Here is a 21,717-nt window from a genome sequence, read left to right as displayed (position 1 = left end):
AAACAATGCTGGGGGTCTTTTCATGTCTCGAACCACACTTCCAATCCTTTCGCGCAACACAAAGCCCTTTATTGAAAAAGTAAAAATTCTGTCACTTACGTTTATTTGAAATTATAAAAATATAACTCTAATATAAAATTGAAAGGATATAAAAGCGCTTACATATTAGACGAGTGGTTATGTTCATAACTAAGGGTATTAAGGGACGAAAACAACTTCAAAGGTGAAAGGGGTACAAATGATGTCTAAATCGTATGATTTAATCGTTATTGGAGCAGGACCTGGAGGTTATGTTGCAGCAATTCGAGCAGCGCAACTAGGCAAAGATGTAGCGATTGTTGAGAAACAGCACGTTGGTGGTGTATGTCTCAATGTAGGTTGTATACCGTCGAAGATATTTTTAGAATATGGTGCTAAAGTGAGAGATATTCATTCTGCAAACAATTGGGGAATTAAAACGAATCACATAGACATTGATGTAACTAGTCTCGTACAACGTAAAGATCAAGTGGTTAAGACAGTGACTGATGATGTTCGAGACGCATTAAGACAACACAACGTTGATTTTATTGAAGGGGAAGCAGAAGTATTAGAAGGATTAAAAGTTCAAGTCGATCAAACTATTTATACCGCGAAAGATATTATCTTAGCGACAGGAACAAGGCCATTCGTACCACCAATCGAAGGGCTAGACCAAGTGCACTTTGAAACAGCTGATACATTTTTCGATATGGAACAGCTGCCGAAACAACTTGTGATTATTGGCGGCGGCGTTATTGCCTCGGAAATAGCCTCATCAATGGCTGATTTAGACGTAGATGTTACGATTTTGGAAAAGGGCGATAGCATCCTATCTAGTGAAATTAAAGAAATACGCGACCATCTATCAACCTATTTGAAACAACAAGGTGTTAACATCATCACCAATTCAGAAACTAAGAAAGTAAATGCCAAGACTTTGGAAATTGATGGAAAAGATGGCCCTAAAGAAATACCATATGAAACATTACTCTTTGCGACAGGGAGACAACCTAATGTTCAAGTTGCTAAGGCGCTTAATTTAGAACAAAATGGCAAATGTTTACAAGTTAATGAACATTATGAAACTAGTTACGAGCACGTCTATGCGATTGGTGATTTAGTGCCGGGCTATCAGTTAGCACATACTGCAAGTGCACATGGTAAATATGTGGCAGAATATATTGCAGGCAAACAACCAGAACCGATAAATCAAGAGGATATACCAAGATGTATTTATACAAGATTGGAATCTGCGTCAGTAGGTTTATCAGAATCACAAGCACAAGAAGCGGGTTATGAGGTTGAAGTGACGACTGCGCCTTTTCAGAAGAATCCTAAAGCAATCTTAAAAGGTGAAACACAAGGAATGGTTAAAATAGTAGCGAATAAGCAGGATGGTAAAATTTTAGGTGGATTTATCGTTGGACCTCATGCGACAGATTTAATTAGTGAAATCTTGGGAATTAAGGTTTCGGGCGGTACATTAAATGATATTTCTCGAATTATACAACCACATCCTTCACTATCGGAAGTGATTGGTGAAAGTGCAGATGTATCTTTTGCAAAAGCGATATATCATTAAGGAAGATCGATTATTATCTTTTCTTAGTAAAATACATTGGTAATCTATACTTTTTAACACATTAGCGATTTGATTATAAATTATACAAAACGAATTATATATACGTAACTAGCATTATTAGCATGAAAAATCCCCCAGGCTCGTCAAAGTTGCTGGGGGTTTTAATGTGTTATTTATGTAACTTATTAATTAGCGTAGCGATTAAACCATTAAAATAAATATATTAATAAAGGTATAAACCTCATTTGCTAAAAATACTAAGTATTGGCTGCGAGATGCTACTAGGAATAGCATTAGCACTGAGACAAAAACTAAATAAAAAAAGAGTTAAATCACAACCTACAAGACTTTGAAAAAGCTTATAAAGTGATTTAACTCTTTTCAATTATAAACAACTTGTCTCAGGCTATACCTAGAGCAAGCGAGTAGCAACAATACGCAGTATTGTGTAAACTGAAATTATTAAAGTAACTTAATAAACTGCGATTTAGAAACCATTAAGCAACCACTATCTTTTATCATAAGATAGTTGACTTATTTTTTAAAATGCACTATCTTATATTATAAGATAGTTAATAAAAGGTGATGACATGTCAGTATCTAATCAAATGATGAAGGGGCTTTTAGATGGCGCAATACTTGGACTTATAGCTAAGGGTGAGACGTACGGGTATGAAATTTTAGAGAAATTAAAAGAAAACCAATTTCCTGAAATTAGCGATGGTAGTATTTATCCGGTATTGCTTAGGTTAAGCAAGAAGGGCTATGTTCACACAACCACGCGCAAATCGGATAACGGTGGTCCTAAGCGAAAGTATTATACGATTTCTGAAAGTGGACAAGAAGAATTAAAACGATTCAAAGAGAAATGGAGTTATCTTAACTCAGGAATGAATAACTTATTCGGGAGTGATGAATATGATGACTAAAGAACAAGAGGACTATATATTTAAATTAAAAGCAGAATTAATGTTTAGAGGTAAGGATGAAGATGAAGTACACGCTATTGGAGACGAATTGCAAGATCACTTTGAAATGGCAGAAGCGAACGGTGATGACGTCAGTAACATTCTGAACACGCCTGTAAAAGATTATGCGGATAACTTTTCTAAAGAAATGAGCTTTACCAAAGGACTACCTAGATATTTAACGTACTTTGTGCTTTTTATGTTTGCGTTATTCACAATTCCAGATTTCTTTGAAAATGAGTTTACCCTAACATTAGGATATATTTTAAATACAATCTTTATCTTTGTATTAAGTGTTGTCGTACCATTATTTTTAATAAAGAAAGCTATTATGAAATATGGTGATGCTAAACGTGTATATGTCTATGCATTTATAGGAGGAATAGTTCTTTTCTCACTGATGATTTTAAGTACGTTTACTGCTAAAAGATACCCAATATATACACTTGTGACACTAAATCAAACCCAAAGCATCATTACTGGGCTCATATTATTAGCAATCGTCATGGTGCTATGTTTCATAGTTAAACAAAAACTATTTGCACTTGTAATATTTATCGTGTGCTTACCTAATTTAATAGGTCAAATATTTAAAGCGCATAGCCATTCTAACGAGCAATTTTTAACGATATCAATTGTACTTTATATCGTTTTAATAATCGGGATGAACATCGCATTCTTCGGACATGCTTACTACACGAACCGAAAAGAAAAAGATAAGTAATTAGAGTTGAGAAAATTGATTGAACTAACATATTTAAATATATCAAAGATATAAATTAACATTGCTAAAAATACTAAGTATTGGCTGCGAGACGCTACTAGGAATAGCATTAGCACTGAGACAAAACCTAAATAAAAAAAGAGTTAAATCACAACCTACAAGACTTTGAAAAAGGCTTATAAAGTGATTTAACTCTTTTCAATTATAAACAACTTGGCTCAGGCTATACCTAGAGAAAGCGAGTAGCAACAATACGCAGTATTGTGTAAACTGCACACATTAAATTACTATCAAACATTTAAGTAACTTAATTTACCTGTTAAGGTAATTAAATTGTTAAAGTAATGAATTACAATTCTTCATAAACAGCTACAATTTCATTTGCTAAACGGTCATTGATTTTCGCATATTCTTGTAAGAATGTTTTTACGCCATGTGCATCAATGTATTCACGCATTTCAACTGTTTCTTTATCGTTCATATCATCATATTTTAATAATAACGCTGCTGCTTTTAATAAGCCTTTGCGACGTAAATTATTTTCATATAAATAAGATAAAGGTTTGATAATACGATCTTTAGGACCGATTTTACGAATTGTTCCACGACCTACACGTGTTACTTCGTCAGAAAGGTATGGATTCTCGAAACGACCAATAATCTTCTCAACATAAGCCGCTTGTTCTTCTTTAGTGAAACTGAAGTTATCAACGATGTACTCGCTTGTTTCACCTAATACTTGATGTAAATCTGCAACGATAGCTTCATCTTTAACAGCATCTAATACAGTATCTCTACCATAGAAGCGACCAGCATATGCTAATAAAGCATGACCAGTGTTAACTGTTAATAATTTACGTTCGATGTAAGGTGTTAAATCATCAACATATTTAATATGTTCTAACTCTTCACCGTACCAAGCGTCTTTTTCAACAACCCATTCAAAGAAAGGTTCAACCATAACGTCTAAGATATTGTCATTCTTTTGAAGTGGGACAATACGGTCAACTGCAGAGTTCGCGAAGTGAATGTTATCACCTAATGGACCAGTGATGTCTAAGATTGCTTCTTTAAGCGTATCAGTCGCCATAATCGCATTTTCACACGCTACGATATTAACGTGATTTTCCTTCTCTTTTAAGACTGGTGCAAATGATTTCGCAATGATAGGAAGGATGTTCACACCAACTGCAGTTGTAATAATGTCAGCTTCAAGAATTGCTTGTTTCAATTCATCTGAAGGTTGACCACTGTTAATCGCACTAACGCCAGTAACGCGTGTTGTTGTTTTTTCTTCATTAGCAAGAATAACGTTATACGCGCCTTCATTATCTAATGCATTAATAATTTCCTCATTAACGTCTGCAAATGTTACATCAATGTTGTTATCTGAAAGAATATAGCCGATGAATCCACGGCCAATATTTCCAGCTCCGAAGTGTACAGCTTTCATTATGCGTCAGCCTCCTCGAAGACTTGTTTAATTTCTTCAGCAGATTTAGCGTTGACGATACGATCAACATTTTCTTCTTCACTGAATGTAATTGCGATTTTAGATAACAAGTCTAAATGTTCGCCATCTTTACCAGCGATGCCAACAACAACTTTAACTGTTTCGCCGTTCCAATCTACGCCTTCAGGAATTTGTAGTAATGTTAAACCTGATGCTAATACATCATCTTTAGCTTCGTCAGTACCGTGAGGAATTGCTAAACCATTACCCATGAATGTTGAAACAAGTTGTTCACGTTCTTTCATTGCTTGGATATACGCTTCGTTTACAGAACCGTTATCTACTAAAGCACGACCAGCTTTTTCAATTGCTTCGTCTTGGCTTCCTACAGATACGTTTAAAAAGATATTGTCATTACTAAATAATTCAGTCATTTTATACACTCCTAAGTTAATTGGTTGTGAATTCGTTTTAAAAAGCTATCTCTCAATATGTGTTTCATAGCGTCAGGATCTTGGATGAAGTCATCAATTTGCTCGAGATGATGTCCTAATTCAGCAGATAATTCCCCAACAAGTTGTGCCATTTCATCATTATTTGGGATGAATAGGCTAACCATATATTTAATTTTGAAAAGGTCATTTTGAGTACTTTGCATGCCCAAACTTTCATTTAATATCGTGATTAAAATGAGGGGGCGTAATATTAAATCATTCTTCATATGTGGAATCGCAACGGGATAGGGTTGCAATATCCAACCAGGATTCTGATTTAATTTATCTTGCAACAGCTCAGCGAATGACGTCTGACTATTCGGCGCAATGACGCCATGTTCCTCAAGATAGTCAGCTAAATAATGATTCCAAATAGTTACATCTTTGTATTCAAATTGCATAGAGTTCAACAATGATAAGCCGTGTTCGATGTTCATGACCACTTGATCAGGGTCTTGAATCGAATGCTTCATTTCGTTCTCTTCATATTGTTTCGCTATATGCTCGGTTGTCTTTAAGAATGATGCTACATACGCTACATCGGATTCTGGTAGCAATGGATTGACGGTAATAAATGGCGTTGTGATATCCAATTTAACCGTTGAAATAATGCCATCGTAATCCTCTAGATTTAACATTTTCAAATCACTGACGGACGCTTGTGTAATCTTCTCTATTTCATTAAAAGATTGTTGTAATCGTGTTGCCAACAATCGACTTGTTCCAATACCACTACTGCAGACAACTAAAACATGTAGTAGTTGGGTGGACTGACTTTTCAAGGAGCCACCAAAATGCAAAACGATGAAGGCAATCTCACTATCCGGGAAGACTAACTCTGGCCATGTCTGATCGATGGCCTTGTGTACAATATCGAAGAGACGAGGATACTTGTACTTAATCACCTCGGTGAGTGGATTGTACGTTTCAATGTTTGCTTCCAAACGATTAATCGCTGGATTAATGTGCAATGATAATCCATGAACAAGCGTTGCATAGTCTTCGAATGATTGGCCTGATAAGCGCTCTACACGATTTACAAATGCTTGTATTTTACGGTCGTCAAATTCATTATTCTCAAACATCTTGGAGGTTGTTCGACGGTTTGCACCACGTAAATGAATTGTTATAAAAGTGACTTCCGCTTGGTTAAAGTCGATGTCGTATAGTGTCTCTATACGTTTCGCAATTTCTGTGGCAATTTGATGTTCAAATGTGTCTTTTACAGAATTATGAATATCTTCATTAATCGATACATATTCACCATTTTGAATACGTGCAATACTTAACACGATATGGACGGTTAAGGTCAGATAACTCGATTCTGTTAAGGTATAAGGTAATTGACCTAGGTAATCCATTAAAATACGTTCAATCTTAAATATGCTATCAAGGTCGACTAAAGCTTGTTGTGATTGATTAATCGATTGATAGACGAAGTGGTTCTCGATAACAGAGTAAACACTTGTACTATTCAAGTTGTTGACCATCAATTGACTTAAGAACTCACGTTTCTTTGATTCGGGGCCATCAAGATATACCCCTTCACCACGCTTGCGATAAAGGATAAGTTGATAGCTAGCGAGATCATTCTCTAGGTCATCAAGCAATTTGGTTAATGACTGAACAGATACGCCAATTTCTTGAGCCAAGCTGTATTGCTTAACAGCATGTTTTGATTGAATGAGCGCATATAGAATAATTGCCTTTTGTTCTTCAACAGACAAGTCAATGGTATCGTGTTGCGCCATTTCTTGTTTTAACCGTCGGATCTGGTCATAATCACAAGATAACTTAATCCCTTTTTTATTTGCCCGTTCAAGTGTCATATTGAAGCCTTGGAGGTAGGTTTCAATCCCTTTTAATTCACGATGAATAGTACGAGAGGACACGCCAAGTTGTTGAGCAATTTCATAAATCGTAACGTATTGACCGTAATACTTAATTAGCAGTTCAATGATTTCCTTTTCACGTGTACTCATTAACATGGTGTGTCCCCCCTTGAAAGGAGTCTTAACATAAGTGATAGAAATAATATGTTCGACTCCCAAACTATTTAATTATGCTTTGTCTTGATCTTTCTTCAAGTTGTTTAATAACTCTTCATAACGTGGAGAATTTAAGAAGTTATCCACTGAGATATGAATTGCGTTTGGAACTTGTTTGATTGCACGGTCTGTTAATGTTTTTTGTGTAATAACAAGTTGTGCATTATTTGGTAATTGGTTAATAGCAGTATTTGTAACATTAACGTCTGAAATGCCTGCTTTTTTGAATTTATTACGTAACATACTTGCACCCATTGCACTAGAACCCATACCCGCATCACATGCGAAAATAACATGGTCTACGTTGCTATAGTCGTGAGCGTCTACGTCTTCAGTGTTGTAGTTATCAAGTAAGTCTTCTTCTTCATCCTCTGATGAAGCTTCTTTTTTATCTTCATCATCAGCTTTGTTAGCAGCTACGCCAGCTGCGCCAGTACCAGTTGTCGCACCAGTTAATTTAGAAGACACGCTAGATTTTTTACCTTTAGTAGATTCCATTTTAGCTGTTGCTGCTTCTAAATCTTGTTTAGGTTCTTTAGTAAATCTCATAATTAATGCTGCAACTACGAATGAAACAAGTGCTGCTAAGAATACGCCTAATACCATGTGTAAGAATTCACCTTTAGGTGCATTTAAACAATACACGATGAATGAACCTGGTGAAGCTGGACTCTTGAATCCGAAACCAGTTGCTTGGTAAGTTGCTACGCCAGTCATACCACCTAAAATAACAGCGATGAATAATAATGGACGCATTAATACATATGGGAAGTAAATTTCATGAATACCACCGAAGAAGTGGATGATACCTGCACCATATGAAGTTGCTTTCGCTGTGCCTTTACCGAAGATCATGTACGCTAATAAGATACCGATACCTGGTCCAGGGTTTGATTCGATTGCGAATAAAATTGATTGACCTGCACTTGCAGCTTGGTCAGTACCAAGAGGTGTGAATACACCGTGGTTAATCGCGTTGTTAAGGAATAAAATTTTAGCTGGTTCTACGATGATACTTACGATTGGTAATAAGTGTAAGTGTACTAAGAATTCAACTGCTACAGATAAGATGTGCATGATGAATTGCATAATTGGCGCCAATAATTTGAAGCCAAGGATTGTCATAATGAATGCTAGAATACCTGCTGAGAAGTTATTGAATAACATTTCAAAGCCTTGTGGTGTTCTAGGTTGTAAGAATTGGTCAACTTTCTTCATTAACCAACCAACAAGTGGTCCCATAATCATTGCACCAAGTAACATTGGTGTTTCTGGTAATGCAACAATAACACCCATAGTTGCTGTTGCTGCAACGATACCGCCACGTAAGTCGTGAATTAAACGACCACCACTAAATGCGATAAGTAATGGAATTAAGTATGTGATCATTGGTCCTGCTAATTGAGATAATTCTTTGTTAGGGAACCAACCATTATCAATGAAAATCGCAGCAATAAAGCCCCATGCGATAAACGCACCGATGTTTGGCATAATCATACTACTAAGAAATGAACCAAACGCTTGAACTTTACGGCCGAGACCTTTTTTCTCTTGTGTCTCTGTTTGAGCCATAACTACACCTCTTTTTTTATTCTGATTTGATAATTCAATTGTAATGGCACAGGAAAGCGTATACAACACAAAGAAAATGCGACTTTGTCACAGTAATTGTGACAAGGTCATGGTGAGAGTCTCACAACTATATTTAAGCCCAATGTAAGAAACTTCTACTTATGATAATTATGTGAGAAATTCCATTGAAAATGTTTGAATATGGCAATGAAAAAATGTCATTAATTATATTCTAAATGCGCAATAAGTTATTACTTATTTAAAGATTAAATGATAGGAAACAGGTTATATGACAAGTAAGAAACAATATAAGGAATGTTGTTTATGACTGGAAACACAGGAAACGGATGTGTGAAATGTGGACATACGGAAGTGGAAGAAGGAACATTATCAGCAACAGGATCTGGACTATCTAAGATGTTTGATGTGCAGCATAACAACTTTAAAACAATAACTTGTAAAAATTGTGGTTGTACTGAATTTTATAAAACAAATAATAATAGAACGAGTGATATTGTCGATTTATTCTTTGGTGGATAATTGAATATCAATATTTATGTCAGAATCAGCGACTTTCTAGGGGCTGATTCTTTTTTGTTTGGCGAAAAGGTAGACTTCGGGTTGTGTGATGTTAGAGGTTCGGATGTCTAAAATCAAATAAATTCAACCTAAATTACTAAGAATTTGAATAATTTGAGCAGTTTATATACCTAACTTTCTTAACTATTGGTACCATAGTTTTATTAATTAAAACATATTTCCAGGGTTATACCGTAAGGAGGGTTAGGATGAATTCCGATACTGAATTTAAAAAAGGGATTCTATATGCGTTAGGTGCTTATGTATTATGGGGTATCTTGCCAATTTATTGGAAATTAATTGGTGGCGTTAGTGCATTTGAAATCTTAGCTTACCGCATTGTATTATCTATGATCTTTATGATACTAATGATCGTAGTTTTAAAGAAATCACAAACGTTCAAACGTGATTTAAAACATTTATTCTCACATCCAATTGAACTAATCGTCATTATTATTGCTGGTTATGTGATTACAATCAACTGGGGAACGTTCATCTGGGCTGTGTCAAATGGACACGTACTACAATCTAGTTTAGGTTATTATATTAACCCATTAGTAAGTATATTATTGGCGTTCATTTTCCTAAAAGAGAGATTCAATAAATTTGAAACGCTAGCAATCATCTTTGCGACAATCGGAGTTCTGTATATGACGATTCGCGTTGGAGAATTCCCAGTCATCTCATTAATGTTAGCATTCTCATTCGGTATTTATGGCTTGTTGAAGAAGATTGTTAAAATTGAAGCCATTATCAGTATTGCAATTGAATGTATCGTTACAGCGCCAGCCGGATTAATATATATGATTTATTTATGGAATACTGGAACATCATCAGTAGGTTTGAATATGGACACATTCTGGTTAATGTTATCAGGTGCAGTAACTGCCATTCCATTAATCTTATTCTCAGCGGGTGCCAAACGTATTCCGTTATCTCTAACAGGATTCATTCAATACGTTGGTCCAACAATCATGTTCTTCTTAGGTATCTTCGCCTTTAAAGAACATTTTGATGCGCAACAATTGGTTACATTTGCGCTCATTTGGTTCGGTATCGTATTATACAGTATTTCTCAATACGTGAAAATGAAACGTAACCCTAGACCTGAATAATTTACAATAAGGCTTGGGAATAAAAAATATAATGGTGCTATTTTACAAATTCGCAGTAGCTGAATGGACTGAGAAGTCACTTAAATTAAACTTTTCTCAGTTCTAGTCATCCTTGCGGGGGTTGAACAACGAATTCAATATGAATTCTGTTCAACTCTCTTTTTTATTGGAATAAAAGTTAATAATTTCAAAACTTAGTTATGTATAAGTGAGATTAATTAAACTGTTTGATTCATTCAATTGCCTCTTCTATTGGATAAATATTTCCATCTTTATCTTTATACATGCCCATTTTATTCAATTTATCATCTTCAGATTCAATGTTTGTTAAGTAAAAATGGTGAGCTTTCTTAAGTTGTCTATATTTAATTAAAAACATTAAACATAAGACACTGTTGAAAATTAAAATTAACTTTTTCACTTTACTAACCCCTTTAAATTGTAGTAAATATAAAAAATTATATTTATAAAAACATTAAAAGTAATTACATGTATTATAATATAATAAATAAAGGTTTATATATTTTGGTTACTATTAAATATTGTATTTATATTGTAACGCATATTACCGTTCGAAAGTAGATATATTTATAAATAATTAAAAAAATAATAAAAAATCACTGTAATATTATGGGAATTTGATTTTAGCTGAAAGAAGGGGTTTAATTGCAAACTATTAAACAAGATGGATCAATACTACATATCTATTTTGAGAATCCTATTAATAAGATTGAAAAGCTCTACATAAAAAACGAATTTAATTCAATAGATGTGGAAGACACCAATGGGGATTTACATTTATCATTGGAGGAGGTTGATTTAAAAAAACATATTTTTCAAGAAGACATATTGATAATATTAAAATAAACAACACTGCAGCGTGTATAAAAGGTCAGTTTGCGATACTGAATTTCACATTAGAAACTGTGCAACTATCAATAAAAACGAGGCTGACTGACAGAGAAACATTCGTAAATATCAATCATGAAGAAATTGGAAAGACGAAAAATGCATCTACTTATAATTTTTCGGTAGAAATCTATAAAGATTTGATAGAATTCATGAAGTATGAATACAAAAATGAGGATATTATAGATATTTACTTAAGTATTAAAGTACTAGAATCATCGGAGAATTTAAGAATAAAAATCGGAAATCCTAGAATAATGGCGGAAAAGCTATTAAAAGGTGAAATTATTACTGAGTTTAACGGTAATATAGTGTCACTTACACCTTATTTCACGATGAAAGGTTGTAATTTATCTTTTAGAATTAATACGTATGACATCGATAGTTACTTAACATATGTGGATGAGTTAAAAAGATCAAAATGTCCCAACTTCTTAAAAAAGGAAAATCAAAAAGTGTGGGTAATTGGTGAAAAATCATATAAAGCTCAACTAGGTATTGAAAGTAATAAAAAAATCATTTTATACACACCGACATTTAGAGATGATGAAATTAATAAAGCCTAAAAACACATCATCAATCTAAAACTTGACTTACAAAGATTGAAGGAAAGTATTGGGGATGAATATATTCTCATTTTACGCCCACATATTATTATTAGTAACGCGTTAAATTTAAGTGAATCACTAAATGATTTTGTCGTCGATGGTACCAAATATCCTGAAATCAGTGATCTATACTTAATTACAGATATATGCATCACAGACTATTCGTCAGTCATGTTTGATTTTGCAAATACAAAGAAACCATTATTATTCTTCACCTATGATTTAGAATTTTATAAGAACAGATTACGTGGCTTTTATTTTAATTTTGAAAAAGAAGCACCAGGTCCACAAATTAAAACAAATGATGGCTTAATCGAAGCAATAAAAAATATTGATGACATACAAGAAGAATATAGAGAGAAATATAAAGCCTTTTACAATCGTTTCTGTACCTTTGAAAAGGGCATAGCGTCTAAAACGATAGTAGAAAAATTCTTTAAATAAGACTGCTAAATATATTTTGACTCCTTTGCTAGAAATAGTTATAGGGGGAGTGGGACAGAATTCTTTTTAAATTCGTCGTCCCACCCCCCGCAAGGATGACTAAAACTGGAAAAAGCTTGATTTAAGCACCTTTTCAGTTTAGTCAGCTACTGCGAATTTGCAAAATAGCATCATCCTATTATTTATGTCCCAGGCTCATGTTATGTTTGTTAGTATAAGAGATAAAAGAGAGGTTGCTTATGCTAAAATCATTCGATTTGGAAATTATTAAACGTGCCGTGAAAATCTTTGTAGTTGCTACCATTTGTTTAATCATTACTACGATATTCTGTTATTTTGTTCATCCATCTTTCAATGACTTGAAAAATATGGGAAATGCGAGTGAAAAAATTGGCAACACTAAAGGACTTGAAAAAGTTTGGAAGTATATCGTTAATAATGGTTTCCGAGTTCCACTACAAATGTTTATCTTAGCCTTACTACCTATACCTTATCTTTATTTGATTAATCTAGTGGTTACCATTATTATGCCCGGAATTCTATTAGGCTTTCTTCTGAGCTTTGATTTACATAAAGGGTTGATAGGGAGTATAGCATTTATCCCACATTATACATTTGAAATCATGGGCTTTTGTATTTTAACAAGTGCGTTGTATATGCTAAACAAAGCCATCACACGTCGGTTTACCAATCTCTTTAGGAAAAGTAAAAAAGAAAACTACGCGATAAAAGTTAACTTAATCAATGTAATCAAATCCTATGTATTGATCGCATTACCATTAATCATTATTGCAGCTTTTCTAGAAACCTATGTATCAAACTTTTTATTTAATCTTATGAGTTGATCCTCATACATAAAGCTAAATGAAGCTCACGCTTTCAGTATAATTTAAAATATAATGTTAAGTTCATTAAACTTAATTGAATAGTAGTTGAGATTTTTACTTAGTGTAGAAATCTCTTTTTCTTTTGAATTTCGGTTTGTATATATAAAATTTGGTGAAAACTTGATAAAATTAGTCCGAAAATTGATAAAATGGGATTATCAGACGATATGCTATATAGGTGATGAGATGGGACAATTATTAAAAATTGAAAATATAAAATATTCAATAGACAAACTAAATGAATCAGTGCAAAAATGGGAAACATCTAAAGATGGAAAGTTTTTACTAAGATATCCAACAGTTTACATAATAAATGATAAAAAAGAGAAAAATGATTTTGAAGTTTATGTTGGTGAGACTGGAGATATTAAAAGTAGGACAAGACAGCATCTTAATGCGGATACAAAAGTCAAAGCATTTTGGGAAGAATTTTCAGAATCAGATAATTCTTCAATGTATGTCATTGGTCATGAATTATTTAATAAGTCATTAACGCTAGATATTGAAAATAGACTCATGCAATATTTGCTCAGTGTAGATAATATTTCAATGGTGCATAACAGTAGGACTAATCAACAAAATGAATATTATACTTCTGAAAAATTAGATGAAATTTTCTCAAATATTTGGCAATCACTACATAAAAAGAATGGGGCTTTATTCCCAATTGAAAGTATAATAAAAGATTCTGCTATATTTAAAGCTTCTCCATTTCACAAATTAACTCAAGAACAAATAAATGCAAAAGAGGAGATATTAAATAAAATTAAAGCAGCAATTTTATCAAATGAAGAGAGTCAATTGATAATTGTTGAAGGTGAAGCAGGGTCAGGTAAAACTGTACTAATGAGTACATTATTATACGAACTAGGTAAGTATAACTTAGATTTAAATCAGAATTTAGATATAAATCTTTTAGTAAATCACAATGAACATGTAACTATTTATGATCAAATAGCTAAAAAACTAGGGATTTCTAGTAAATTTAATAAAATAGTACGAAAACCAACTAGCTTTATCAATAGCCATAATCCAGAGAATAAAGTAGATGTAGTAATAGTTGATGAAGCACATTTGCTACTAACGCAAGGACAGCAGAGTTATCAAGGAAAAAATCATTTAGATGATTTATTACAAAGAGCTAAAGTCGTAGTTATTGTATTAGATTTAAAGCAAGTATTAACAACTGGACAAATATGGGAAGAAGAACAGTTAGAAAAATACTATAATCAATCGGAAAATATAAATAATCGAGTTATATTAAGAAATCAAATGCGTATCAATAGTGATGAAACTACTTTCAATTGGATAAGAAATTTAATTGATAATCAAACTATAAACAAACTTCCAAAAGACAGTAAAGGCTATGAAATTAAAGTATTTGATTCACCTAATGAGTTAGAGGTTGCGATAAAAAATAAAGCTCAAAATACAGATAGTGGTATATCAAGAATGCTTGCTACATTTGATTGGAAATATAATAGTAAACCGCCTAAAGATGAAGATTATTGGAGAGTAAAAGTTGATAATTGGTCAATGCCTTGGAACTATCAAATAAAACCTAAAAGAAAAGTTAAAGATTTACCTTGGGTTGAGCAGGAACAGACAATAGATGAAATAGGTTCAACTTTCTCTATTCAAGGATTGGATTTGAATTATGCAGGAGTTATTATTGGTCCTTCAGTTAAATATAGGGATGGACAAATTGTATTTGACAAATCTTGCAGTGCTAATAAGAAAGTAACTCAAAGAAGAACATTGCAAGACGGTTCGAAAGAATATTATTCAGATATGCTTTTGAGAAATGAATTAAACGTTCTATTAACTCGAGGGGTAAATGGACTATATATTTATGCTGTAGACGACCAATTGAGAGAGGCACTTAAAAAAGCTTCACGAGGTGAGAATGATGAATGAAATACATGAAGTATTAAAAGAAATAAATCAATTTAGAGATGAACGTAATTGGAGACAATTTCATAATGAAAAGGATTTATCTTTATCTATCAGTTTAGAAGCTGCTGAATTATTAGAATTATTTCAATGGAAAACACCAGAAGAAGTAGTAGAAAATAAACAAGGAAGACTAGCTGAGGAATTAGCAGATGTATTGATTTATAGTTATATGTTAGCAGACAACTTAGATTTTGATATTAATGACATTATTCGAAAAAAACTAGTGAAAAATGCTGAGAAATATCCTGTTGAAAAAAGTAAAAATAATAATAGTAAATACGATGAGTTATAAAAAGAGTTAATAATCAATATTGAAATTAATCCCCTTGTAAGATAAAAGTCGATAAACTTTTATCTTACAAGGGGATTTTATTACGTATGATTAGAAGCTCATTCCACAATTGAATAATTTATATAATGAACACTGAAGTTTAAGTATATTACTATTATCAAATCTGGAATATAAAATTATATTAAAATGATCAAGCACAAGAAGAATGTTAAGGAGGTGTGAGGATGATTGAAAGACATAAGAAGTTAATCAAATTATTTTTAAGCAATCCCTATACATATTTAAGCGCCAATGAAATTGCTGAGTATCTAAATGTGTCCAATAGAACAGTTAGAAACGATATAAAAATTTTGAATGACAAATTTGAAAATACAATAATCAAGAGTGCTAAATCTAAGGGATATGTATTAAACAATCAAGAATACGATATTAAATATATTCAGGCTATGCTAAATCCTATTATAGAAAAAGATAGTAAGGCTATTATTAATTTAGCTTACAAACTTCTAATGAATGATAAAGAGTTTACCTTTTAGCAGAACATATTTAAGAATCGTTAAAAAAGTGTATTTAAATAACCCATTAGCAGGCAATATTAAAAAGCTTTATCCTTTTATTTTTAATATTTTATTTGAAGTTATTGAAAGTCTTTCTGAAGAGTCAGGTATCATGATTCTAGAGACACAACAGTCCTCGGATACTACGTATAGAATTTATGATTATGATAGAAAAGATAAAGATGGAAATACGCGTGACCTACATTTAGAACAAAGTAAAGATGTTATTGATATTTCGAATCAAGACCCTAACACAGAACCTATTGAGAAACATAGAAACGGTCAGAAATTTACTCAATTTGTATCTAATGAATTCTTTACTGTGGAAAAATGGGATATACAAGGTGTTTTAGATTATGAGAAACCACATGACTATTGCTTAATAACAGTAATAGAAGGTAATGGTAAAATTAATATTGATGGTGAAAATTTTGAAATAGAAAAAGGTAAACATTTTATTTTGACAACTGAAGATAATGAAATTAAATTTGAAGGTGAGTTAAGTATTATAGTGAGTTATTCTAGTGTAGAATAATTGTATTAAATTGTTGTGAGTGTGATTATTTGCACTTTACCATTTCTTTACTCACTCCAAATAATCCATAAATATTCCTCTTGTAAGATGGTGGTGTATACACTTTTATCTTACAGGGGGATTTTTTATGGATAAGAAGCAGTTAGGGAATAAGCGTGAGTCGTTTTCAATTCGTAAATACTCTATCGGAGCGGCGTCTATATTAGTTGGGAGTTTATTATTTTTAGGTGGGGGCCAAGCGTCTGCTACCGAAAGTAATGAGACTAATACTTCTGAAAAGGTTTCAACGTCACAAGCGCAATCAACTGAAGATCAACCGAGTCATGAAGCCTCAACGCAACGTGTTGAACAACCACAAAACAAGACGATAGCTACACAAGAGACAAAGACTAACGAGGATTCTTCTACTGAGGAAACGCAGTCAAACGAAGTTATACATAATGATACTCAAAGTAATGAAGCATCAGAACAATCTAAAGAAGAACAAAAAACACAACAAAATAAAGCATCTGATGATGTAATGAAACAAGAAAAAATTTCGACTGAGCAACCTACACAGGAAAAGACACAACCCACCTCTAAACAAGAAGTAATGACACAAGAGACATCAACTACTGAAGTTCAATCTAAAAAAGAACAATCACAAACTGAAGTACAGCCTCAACATGAAATTAAAGAAACATCTTCACAAAGCAACACGCAAAAAGCACCTACACAAGAAACTAAAAATTCAACACAACTAACTACTGAAAACAAACAATCAGAAAAAAGTAATACGACACAACAAACTGACCAAAAAGCAAATTCTGAGGTATCTCAATCCAACGTAACGTCATCTGAAGAAGTTTCAAATATTAATGCGACACGTACTAACGCTCAACCTTTTTCAAAAGAAGAAATGAATAAAGTAACTGCTGCAGAAGAGAATGATGTCGCAGTTTCAGACGTACCTCAAACACAAATGAAGCACATGTCTCCAAAACAAAAACAAGTGCTCTTCAATGCGTTACAACGTGATGCGAATACGCAAGACCAACAACCAATAGCGATTCTATCTACAACGCCTGAATGGACGTCAGCACAACGTACAAAGAATGCATCTCGAACTGGTCAAGATCAGTTAAATATTACGCATAAAGGTCGTTATACAAGTGGCGCGGATTTCGGGAATGGTGGCACAGAAATTGTGAAGTACAATCCGAAGAATGGCTATGCGTATTCGGTAAATGGCGATAAAGAAGCATTGGATATTATTGATGTGAAACATCCTGGAAAAGATGGCGCAATTAATTTAGTGAAGCGTATTTATCTACAAGATAATGAAATTGAAGCGGGTGATTTAACAAGTGTAACGGTACATCCGAGTGGAGACTATGTAGCCGTGTCTGCGCCAGCAGTGGATAAGACGAAGCCAGGATATGTTGTATTCTATGGTTCAAATGGTGATTACATCAATAATGTGACGGTAGGCAGTCTTCCTGATATGGTCACTTTTTCTAAAGATGGTAAATATTTATTAGTAGCTAATGAAGGGGAACCGAGCGACGATTACACTGTTAACCCACCAGGATCTGTGTCAGTCATTGATGTGACAGGTGGCCCAGCTAATGTGACTGACAATAATGTGCGTACAGCAATGTTCACGAAAGAACATCAAGAAGGTATTCGTGCGTTAGGTCATAATTCGGAAGATGCTTACTTGAATATTGAACCAGAATATATTGCGGTAGATAGTCAAAGTAAATATGCCTATGTAACATTACAGGAAGTCAGTGCCATTGCAAAGGTTGATATCGCAAAAGGACAAATCGTTCAAGTGAAAGGGTTACCTTACAAAGATCATTCACTAGCACAAAATGCAATGGATGCATCAGATGAAGATGGTAAATCTGAGTTGCGACGTGTGCCAGTATTAGGACTGTTACAACCAGATGGCATCGATACGTATGACTACAATGGCGAAACCTATTTATTGATTGCGAACGAAGGCGATTCTCAAGATTATGAGGGTTATTCTGAAGAAAAACGTGTGAAGAAATTGAAAGATGATATTCAATTGGATGCACGTTATTATCAAGGTTACACGCAAGCAGAACTAGATGATATGGTGGAGAATGGCTTGTTTGATGACGAACAATTGGGTCGTTTGAAAGTTACAACATCGCATGCGTTTAAAGATGCAAATGGTAAATACAATGCGCTTGTATCTTATGGTGGTCGTTCATTCTCTATTTTAAGAGCTTCTGATTTAGAAATGATTTATGACAGTGGCAGCGATATTGAGCAACGCGTTTTAGACGTGTTACCTGAACGCTTTAATGCTAATTATGAATCAGCCGATGACATTAAAGTAGATGACCGAAGTGATGATAAAGGTCCAGAAGCTGAAAATGTGGTCGTTGGTAAAGTAGGTAGTCATTCATATGCCTTTGTCGGTTTAGAACGTGTTGGTGGTATTATGATTTATGATATTACAAATCCTAATGAACCGTATTTTGTGAAATATTTATACGACCCAGATAATAAAGATATTTCACCTGAGGGCATTACTTTTGAAAGTGCTGAAAGGAGTCCTAACGGCAAACCAATGTTAATAGTGTCATTCGAATTGTCTGGCACAACATCTGCTTGGGAATTAGAAGATTTAACAGGTGGTCAGAACGAGGACGACGGCCAATCTAATGATAACCCGGGAAATACTAATGGGGAGTCTAATAATGACGATACAACTCCTAATCCACCTTCTGAAAATGATGGTTCAAATACAGATCATGATGTAGATAATGGAGAACAACCTGATAATGGTGACGATACTTCAAATAATGATGAAGACAACCATTCTTCTGATGACACTAATGGAAATGATGAAGGCTTAGAACCACTTTATGAAATCGACGGAGACATTTTTGAAGATGATAGCGACGAGGTTATCTCAGATCAAGAAGATAACAATGATACAAAAGCACAGTCACATGAAGATGTAGAGAGTAAAGATGCTTCACACAATATGAATCATGGTGCCCATGCAAATCATCAAGAAGAAAGCCATGATAAGCAAACAATAAATTCTAACACTCTTAACTTGAGTGTGGTAAGCACAAAATCTTCAAGTCATCACGTAGGGGCAACTAACCATGGAAGTGTAGTATCTGAGAATGCAAACCATTCAAATACTTCGACTGATAACGTAAAAAAAGAACTGCCAAAATCAGGTCAAACTGAAACAAACACAATGCTATGGTCAGTGTTACTTGGCGGTTTAGGCTTAGCATTTATTAGAAAACGCAAAGCTTCGAAATCTGAGAAATAATATATAAATTAAGAGCACGCTAATCTGAAATCTAGTGTGCTCTTATCATTATTATTTAGAAGTTCTGTTAAATAATAAATGGTTATTAAAGTATTCGTTAGCATCTATAGTTGTTTCAATTTTGCCATTTTCCTTAAGCCATAATTGTAAGTCATCATAAAATTCTGGGCTCATAGATAAATCATTAGTAAAACATTTGGTAGTTGCAATGATTGTGTCTTTATTTAATTGATTACTTATATCCGTTTGAGTATATGTAGCATAAACATCGACTACCTCTTCGAGATGAGTATTAATGTATTGAATTGCTTTTTTAATGACTTTAAGGAATTTATTGATTTTTTCTTTATCCGCTTTTAATTTATTAGGACTTGTAATAAAAATTAATTGGCAAAAGTCTGGCACGTTATAATCTTTTAATGCAAAATAATCTACATTTAAACCTTTACTTTTTGCTTCAAGAATCTCAAAGTTTTCAAATATAAGTGTGGCAGCATCTGCTTTATCATTTAATAGTGCGTCAGTATGATAAAAACTATTATTAACTGGTGTTATATCTCCTTCTTTGTATGTTACACTATCAGCTTCAATCATTGTTTTAGCAATAGCAATACCTCCTAGGCCAGGGGCTCCAGGATATTGAAGACGTTTACCAACTAAATCTTTAGGTGTCTTTATTCCTTTATCTTTGTTATACATAACACCGCCATTAGTGTGTAGATATCTAGCGAAACCTACCACATTTTGATTAGTTGCTTTATCTTCAACTAAATGAATAGGCTCAGTAATTGCAATATCCATTGAATTATTTTCGATTTCTTCCAATGCATCGAAGTGTTTTTCTGGTTCAATCATTTCAATTTCTAACGCTTCTTCTTTAAACCAGCCTTTTTCAATACCTAAAATTAAAGGTAAGTGATCAGGATTTAAAAACCATTCTAAACCAACAATTAATTTTTCCATAAAAAAATTCCTCCAATAGACAATTTTTTCGTAAAAAAGTGAATTTGAAAGAAATAACAATATATGTATTTCACTTTCCTACGCTGGTACTAACCAACAGGTTCAAGGGTTGAAAGTTTTTTACTTTCTCTCAGCATATTAAATGCACCCCTAGTGATTTTTTTATCTATTAATAACATAGCATAAATTTGTATAGTAGAAAATTGACTGATAAAAATATAGTTAACATGATATGCTAAGTTTTGGAAACAAAATGTTAGCGAAATTCAAGCAAATGCACCATTTTGTATGCGGAAAGTTACATATGAACTTGCTAAGTTAGAAGAGAGGTGACCATAACTATGAAACTTGCTGAACAGATTAGGAAACACCGTAAAGAGAATGACCTAACTCAAGATCAATTGGCTACTGAATTACATATCACGCGACAAACCGTTTCCAAATGGGAACAGGGTACGATTGAACCGAATGCGCAAATGATTGTGCAATTAGCGCAACGTTTTGACATTTCCACAGACGAATTATTAACAGGGGAAACGTCTCATCCTTATAAAAGAGAAGCATCACAATCATATCCTGAACATTTAAATTTTTGGGATTTCTTATCTCAAAAGTGGTGGTTCGTATTAATTTTGGTAGTTATCGTGTGCGGTACAATAACACAAATCTTTACAAGTTAATAGTGAGGTCTCCTAACTCA

The 21,717-nt window shown here is 33.5% G+C and carries 18 protein-coding genes, 4 pseudogenes and 1 riboswitch; of the genes and pseudogenes, 16 read left to right on the top strand and 6 right to left on the bottom strand.

All coding sequences use genetic code 11. The annotated features are described in order from the left end of the window. The first annotated feature begins 241 nt into the window (after positions 1-241). From lpdA to BDW31_RS01045, 3 genes are all read left to right on the top strand, one after another. Positions 242-1,603: a dihydrolipoyl dehydrogenase gene (gene lpdA, locus BDW31_RS01055; protein ID WP_110708973.1), complete on the top strand. Its 1,362-nt coding sequence runs from the start codon at positions 242-244 to the stop codon at positions 1,601-1,603. Positions 1,604-2,193: 590 nt separating this feature from the next. Next, positions 2,194-2,532, top strand: a complete 339-nt coding sequence (locus BDW31_RS01050; RefSeq protein WP_033079817.1) for a PadR family transcriptional regulator — start codon at positions 2,194-2,196, stop codon at positions 2,530-2,532. Further along, entirely contained in the window at positions 2,522-3,295 is a 774-nt protein-coding gene (locus BDW31_RS01045; RefSeq protein WP_053024386.1) for a hypothetical protein, read from the top strand. The genes BDW31_RS01050 and BDW31_RS01045 overlap by 11 nt, the downstream gene beginning before the upstream one ends. Positions 3,296-3,644: 349 nt before the next feature. Here BDW31_RS01045 and BDW31_RS01040 read toward each other — a convergent pair whose 3' ends face one another. The 4 genes from BDW31_RS01040 to BDW31_RS01025 form a co-directional block, all read right to left on the bottom strand. After that, positions 3,645-4,748 carry a mannitol-1-phosphate 5-dehydrogenase gene (locus BDW31_RS01040; protein WP_053024387.1) on the bottom strand — a complete coding sequence of 368 codons (1,104 nt, stop codon included), beginning with the start codon at positions 4,746-4,748 and terminating at the stop codon, positions 3,645-3,647. Further along, on the bottom strand, positions 4,748-5,182 hold the full coding sequence (locus tag BDW31_RS01035; protein WP_053024388.1) for a PTS mannitol transporter subunit IIA: 435 nt from the start codon (positions 5,180-5,182) through the stop codon (positions 4,748-4,750). The genes BDW31_RS01040 and BDW31_RS01035 overlap by 1 nt, the downstream gene beginning before the upstream one ends. A gap of 11 nt (positions 5,183-5,193) precedes the next feature. Then, positions 5,194-7,230 (bottom strand): BglG family transcription antiterminator, encoded by a 2,037-nt coding sequence (locus tag BDW31_RS01030; protein WP_110708971.1) that lies wholly within the window; start codon positions 7,228-7,230, stop codon positions 5,194-5,196. A gap of 72 nt (positions 7,231-7,302) precedes the next feature. Beyond that, a complete protein-coding gene (locus BDW31_RS01025; RefSeq protein WP_110708969.1) occupies positions 7,303-8,862 on the bottom strand; it encodes a PTS mannitol transporter subunit IIBC in 1,560 nt (519 codons plus the stop codon). A gap of 324 nt (positions 8,863-9,186) precedes the next feature. Here BDW31_RS01025 and BDW31_RS01020 point away from each other — a divergent pair, with 324 nt between their 5' ends. After that, a complete protein-coding gene (locus BDW31_RS01020; RefSeq protein ID WP_053024391.1) occupies positions 9,187-9,402 on the top strand; it encodes a zinc ribbon domain-containing protein in 216 nt (71 codons plus the stop codon). A gap of 248 nt (positions 9,403-9,650) precedes the next feature. Further along, complete coding sequence (gene rarD, locus BDW31_RS01015) at positions 9,651-10,556, top strand: EamA family transporter RarD (protein ID WP_070632258.1); 906 nt, start codon at positions 9,651-9,653, stop codon at positions 10,554-10,556. A gap of 232 nt (positions 10,557-10,788) precedes the next feature. Here the strand turns inward: rarD and BDW31_RS01010 are convergent, their stop codons facing one another. Then, positions 10,789-10,977 carry a hypothetical protein gene (locus BDW31_RS01010; RefSeq protein WP_053024393.1) on the bottom strand — a complete coding sequence of 63 codons (189 nt, stop codon included), beginning with the start codon at positions 10,975-10,977 and terminating at the stop codon, positions 10,789-10,791. A 245-nt stretch (positions 10,978-11,222) separates the two neighbouring features. On the opposite strand from BDW31_RS01010, the gene BDW31_RS12650 reads away from it, so the two are divergent. The 10 genes and pseudogenes from BDW31_RS12650 (at position 11,223) to BDW31_RS00975 (ending at position 20,054) form a co-directional block, all read left to right on the top strand. Continuing rightward, positions 11,223-11,423: a hypothetical protein gene (locus BDW31_RS12650; protein WP_053024394.1), complete on the top strand. Its 201-nt coding sequence runs from the start codon at positions 11,223-11,225 to the stop codon at positions 11,421-11,423. After that, positions 11,405-11,770 (top strand): annotated as a pseudogene (locus tag BDW31_RS13010) (CDP-glycerol--glycerophosphate glycerophosphotransferase); the annotation flags it as partial. The gene BDW31_RS12650 and the pseudogene BDW31_RS13010, both read left to right, overlap by 19 nt. Before the next feature lie 177 nt (positions 11,771-11,947). Next, positions 11,948-12,517, top strand: a pseudogene (locus BDW31_RS13005) (CDP-glycerol glycerophosphotransferase family protein); the annotation flags it as partial. 239 nt (positions 12,518-12,756) lie between these two features. Continuing rightward, entirely contained in the window at positions 12,757-13,362 is a 606-nt protein-coding gene (locus BDW31_RS01000) for a stage II sporulation protein M (protein ID WP_037550803.1), read from the top strand. A gap of 228 nt (positions 13,363-13,590) precedes the next feature. Then, positions 13,591-15,321: a DUF2075 domain-containing protein gene (locus BDW31_RS00995; RefSeq protein ID WP_037550801.1), complete on the top strand. Its 1,731-nt coding sequence runs from the start codon at positions 13,591-13,593 to the stop codon at positions 15,319-15,321. Next, positions 15,314-15,652, top strand: a complete 339-nt coding sequence (locus tag BDW31_RS00990; protein WP_037550799.1) for a nucleotide pyrophosphohydrolase — start codon at positions 15,314-15,316, stop codon at positions 15,650-15,652. The genes BDW31_RS00995 and BDW31_RS00990 overlap by 8 nt, the downstream gene beginning before the upstream one ends. Positions 15,653-15,876: 224 nt before the next feature. Further along, entirely contained in the window at positions 15,877-16,188 is a 312-nt protein-coding gene (locus BDW31_RS00985) for a helix-turn-helix domain-containing protein (RefSeq protein ID WP_053024397.1), read from the top strand. Further along, positions 16,166-16,267: pseudogene (locus tag BDW31_RS12905) on the top strand (hypothetical protein); the annotation flags it as partial. The gene BDW31_RS00985 and the pseudogene BDW31_RS12905, both read left to right, overlap by 23 nt. A 45-nt stretch (positions 16,268-16,312) precedes the next feature. Next, positions 16,313-16,744 (top strand): annotated as a pseudogene (locus BDW31_RS00980) (class I mannose-6-phosphate isomerase); the annotation flags it as partial. A 127-nt stretch (positions 16,745-16,871) separates the two neighbouring features. Further along, positions 16,872-20,054: a choice-of-anchor I family protein gene (locus BDW31_RS00975; RefSeq protein WP_053024398.1), complete on the top strand. Its 3,183-nt coding sequence runs from the start codon at positions 16,872-16,874 to the stop codon at positions 20,052-20,054. 51 nt (positions 20,055-20,105) lie between these two features. Here the strand turns inward: BDW31_RS00975 and BDW31_RS00970 are convergent, their stop codons facing one another. Beyond that, the gene (locus BDW31_RS00970) at positions 20,106-21,017 is read right to left on the bottom strand and encodes an ABC transporter substrate-binding protein (RefSeq protein ID WP_053024399.1); all 912 of its coding nucleotides are present in this window, start codon (positions 21,015-21,017) and stop codon (positions 20,106-20,108) included. A gap of 58 nt (positions 21,018-21,075) precedes the next feature. Continuing rightward, a riboswitch (TPP riboswitch) is annotated at positions 21,076-21,179 on the bottom strand. A 179-nt stretch (positions 21,180-21,358) separates the two neighbouring features. On the opposite strand from BDW31_RS00970, the gene BDW31_RS00965 reads away from it, so the two are divergent. Continuing rightward, positions 21,359-21,697 carry a helix-turn-helix domain-containing protein gene (locus BDW31_RS00965; protein ID WP_053024400.1) on the top strand — a complete coding sequence of 113 codons (339 nt, stop codon included), beginning with the start codon at positions 21,359-21,361 and terminating at the stop codon, positions 21,695-21,697. The last annotated feature ends 20 nt before the right edge of the window (positions 21,698-21,717 follow it).

The organism is Staphylococcus sp. AtHG25 (genome assembly GCF_003217445.1).
GTDB lineage: Bacteria > Bacillota > Bacilli > Staphylococcales > Staphylococcaceae > Staphylococcus > Staphylococcus haemolyticus.
Note: the sequence above shows the minus strand (reverse complement) of the source record. Positions and strands in the feature narration are given on the sequence as shown.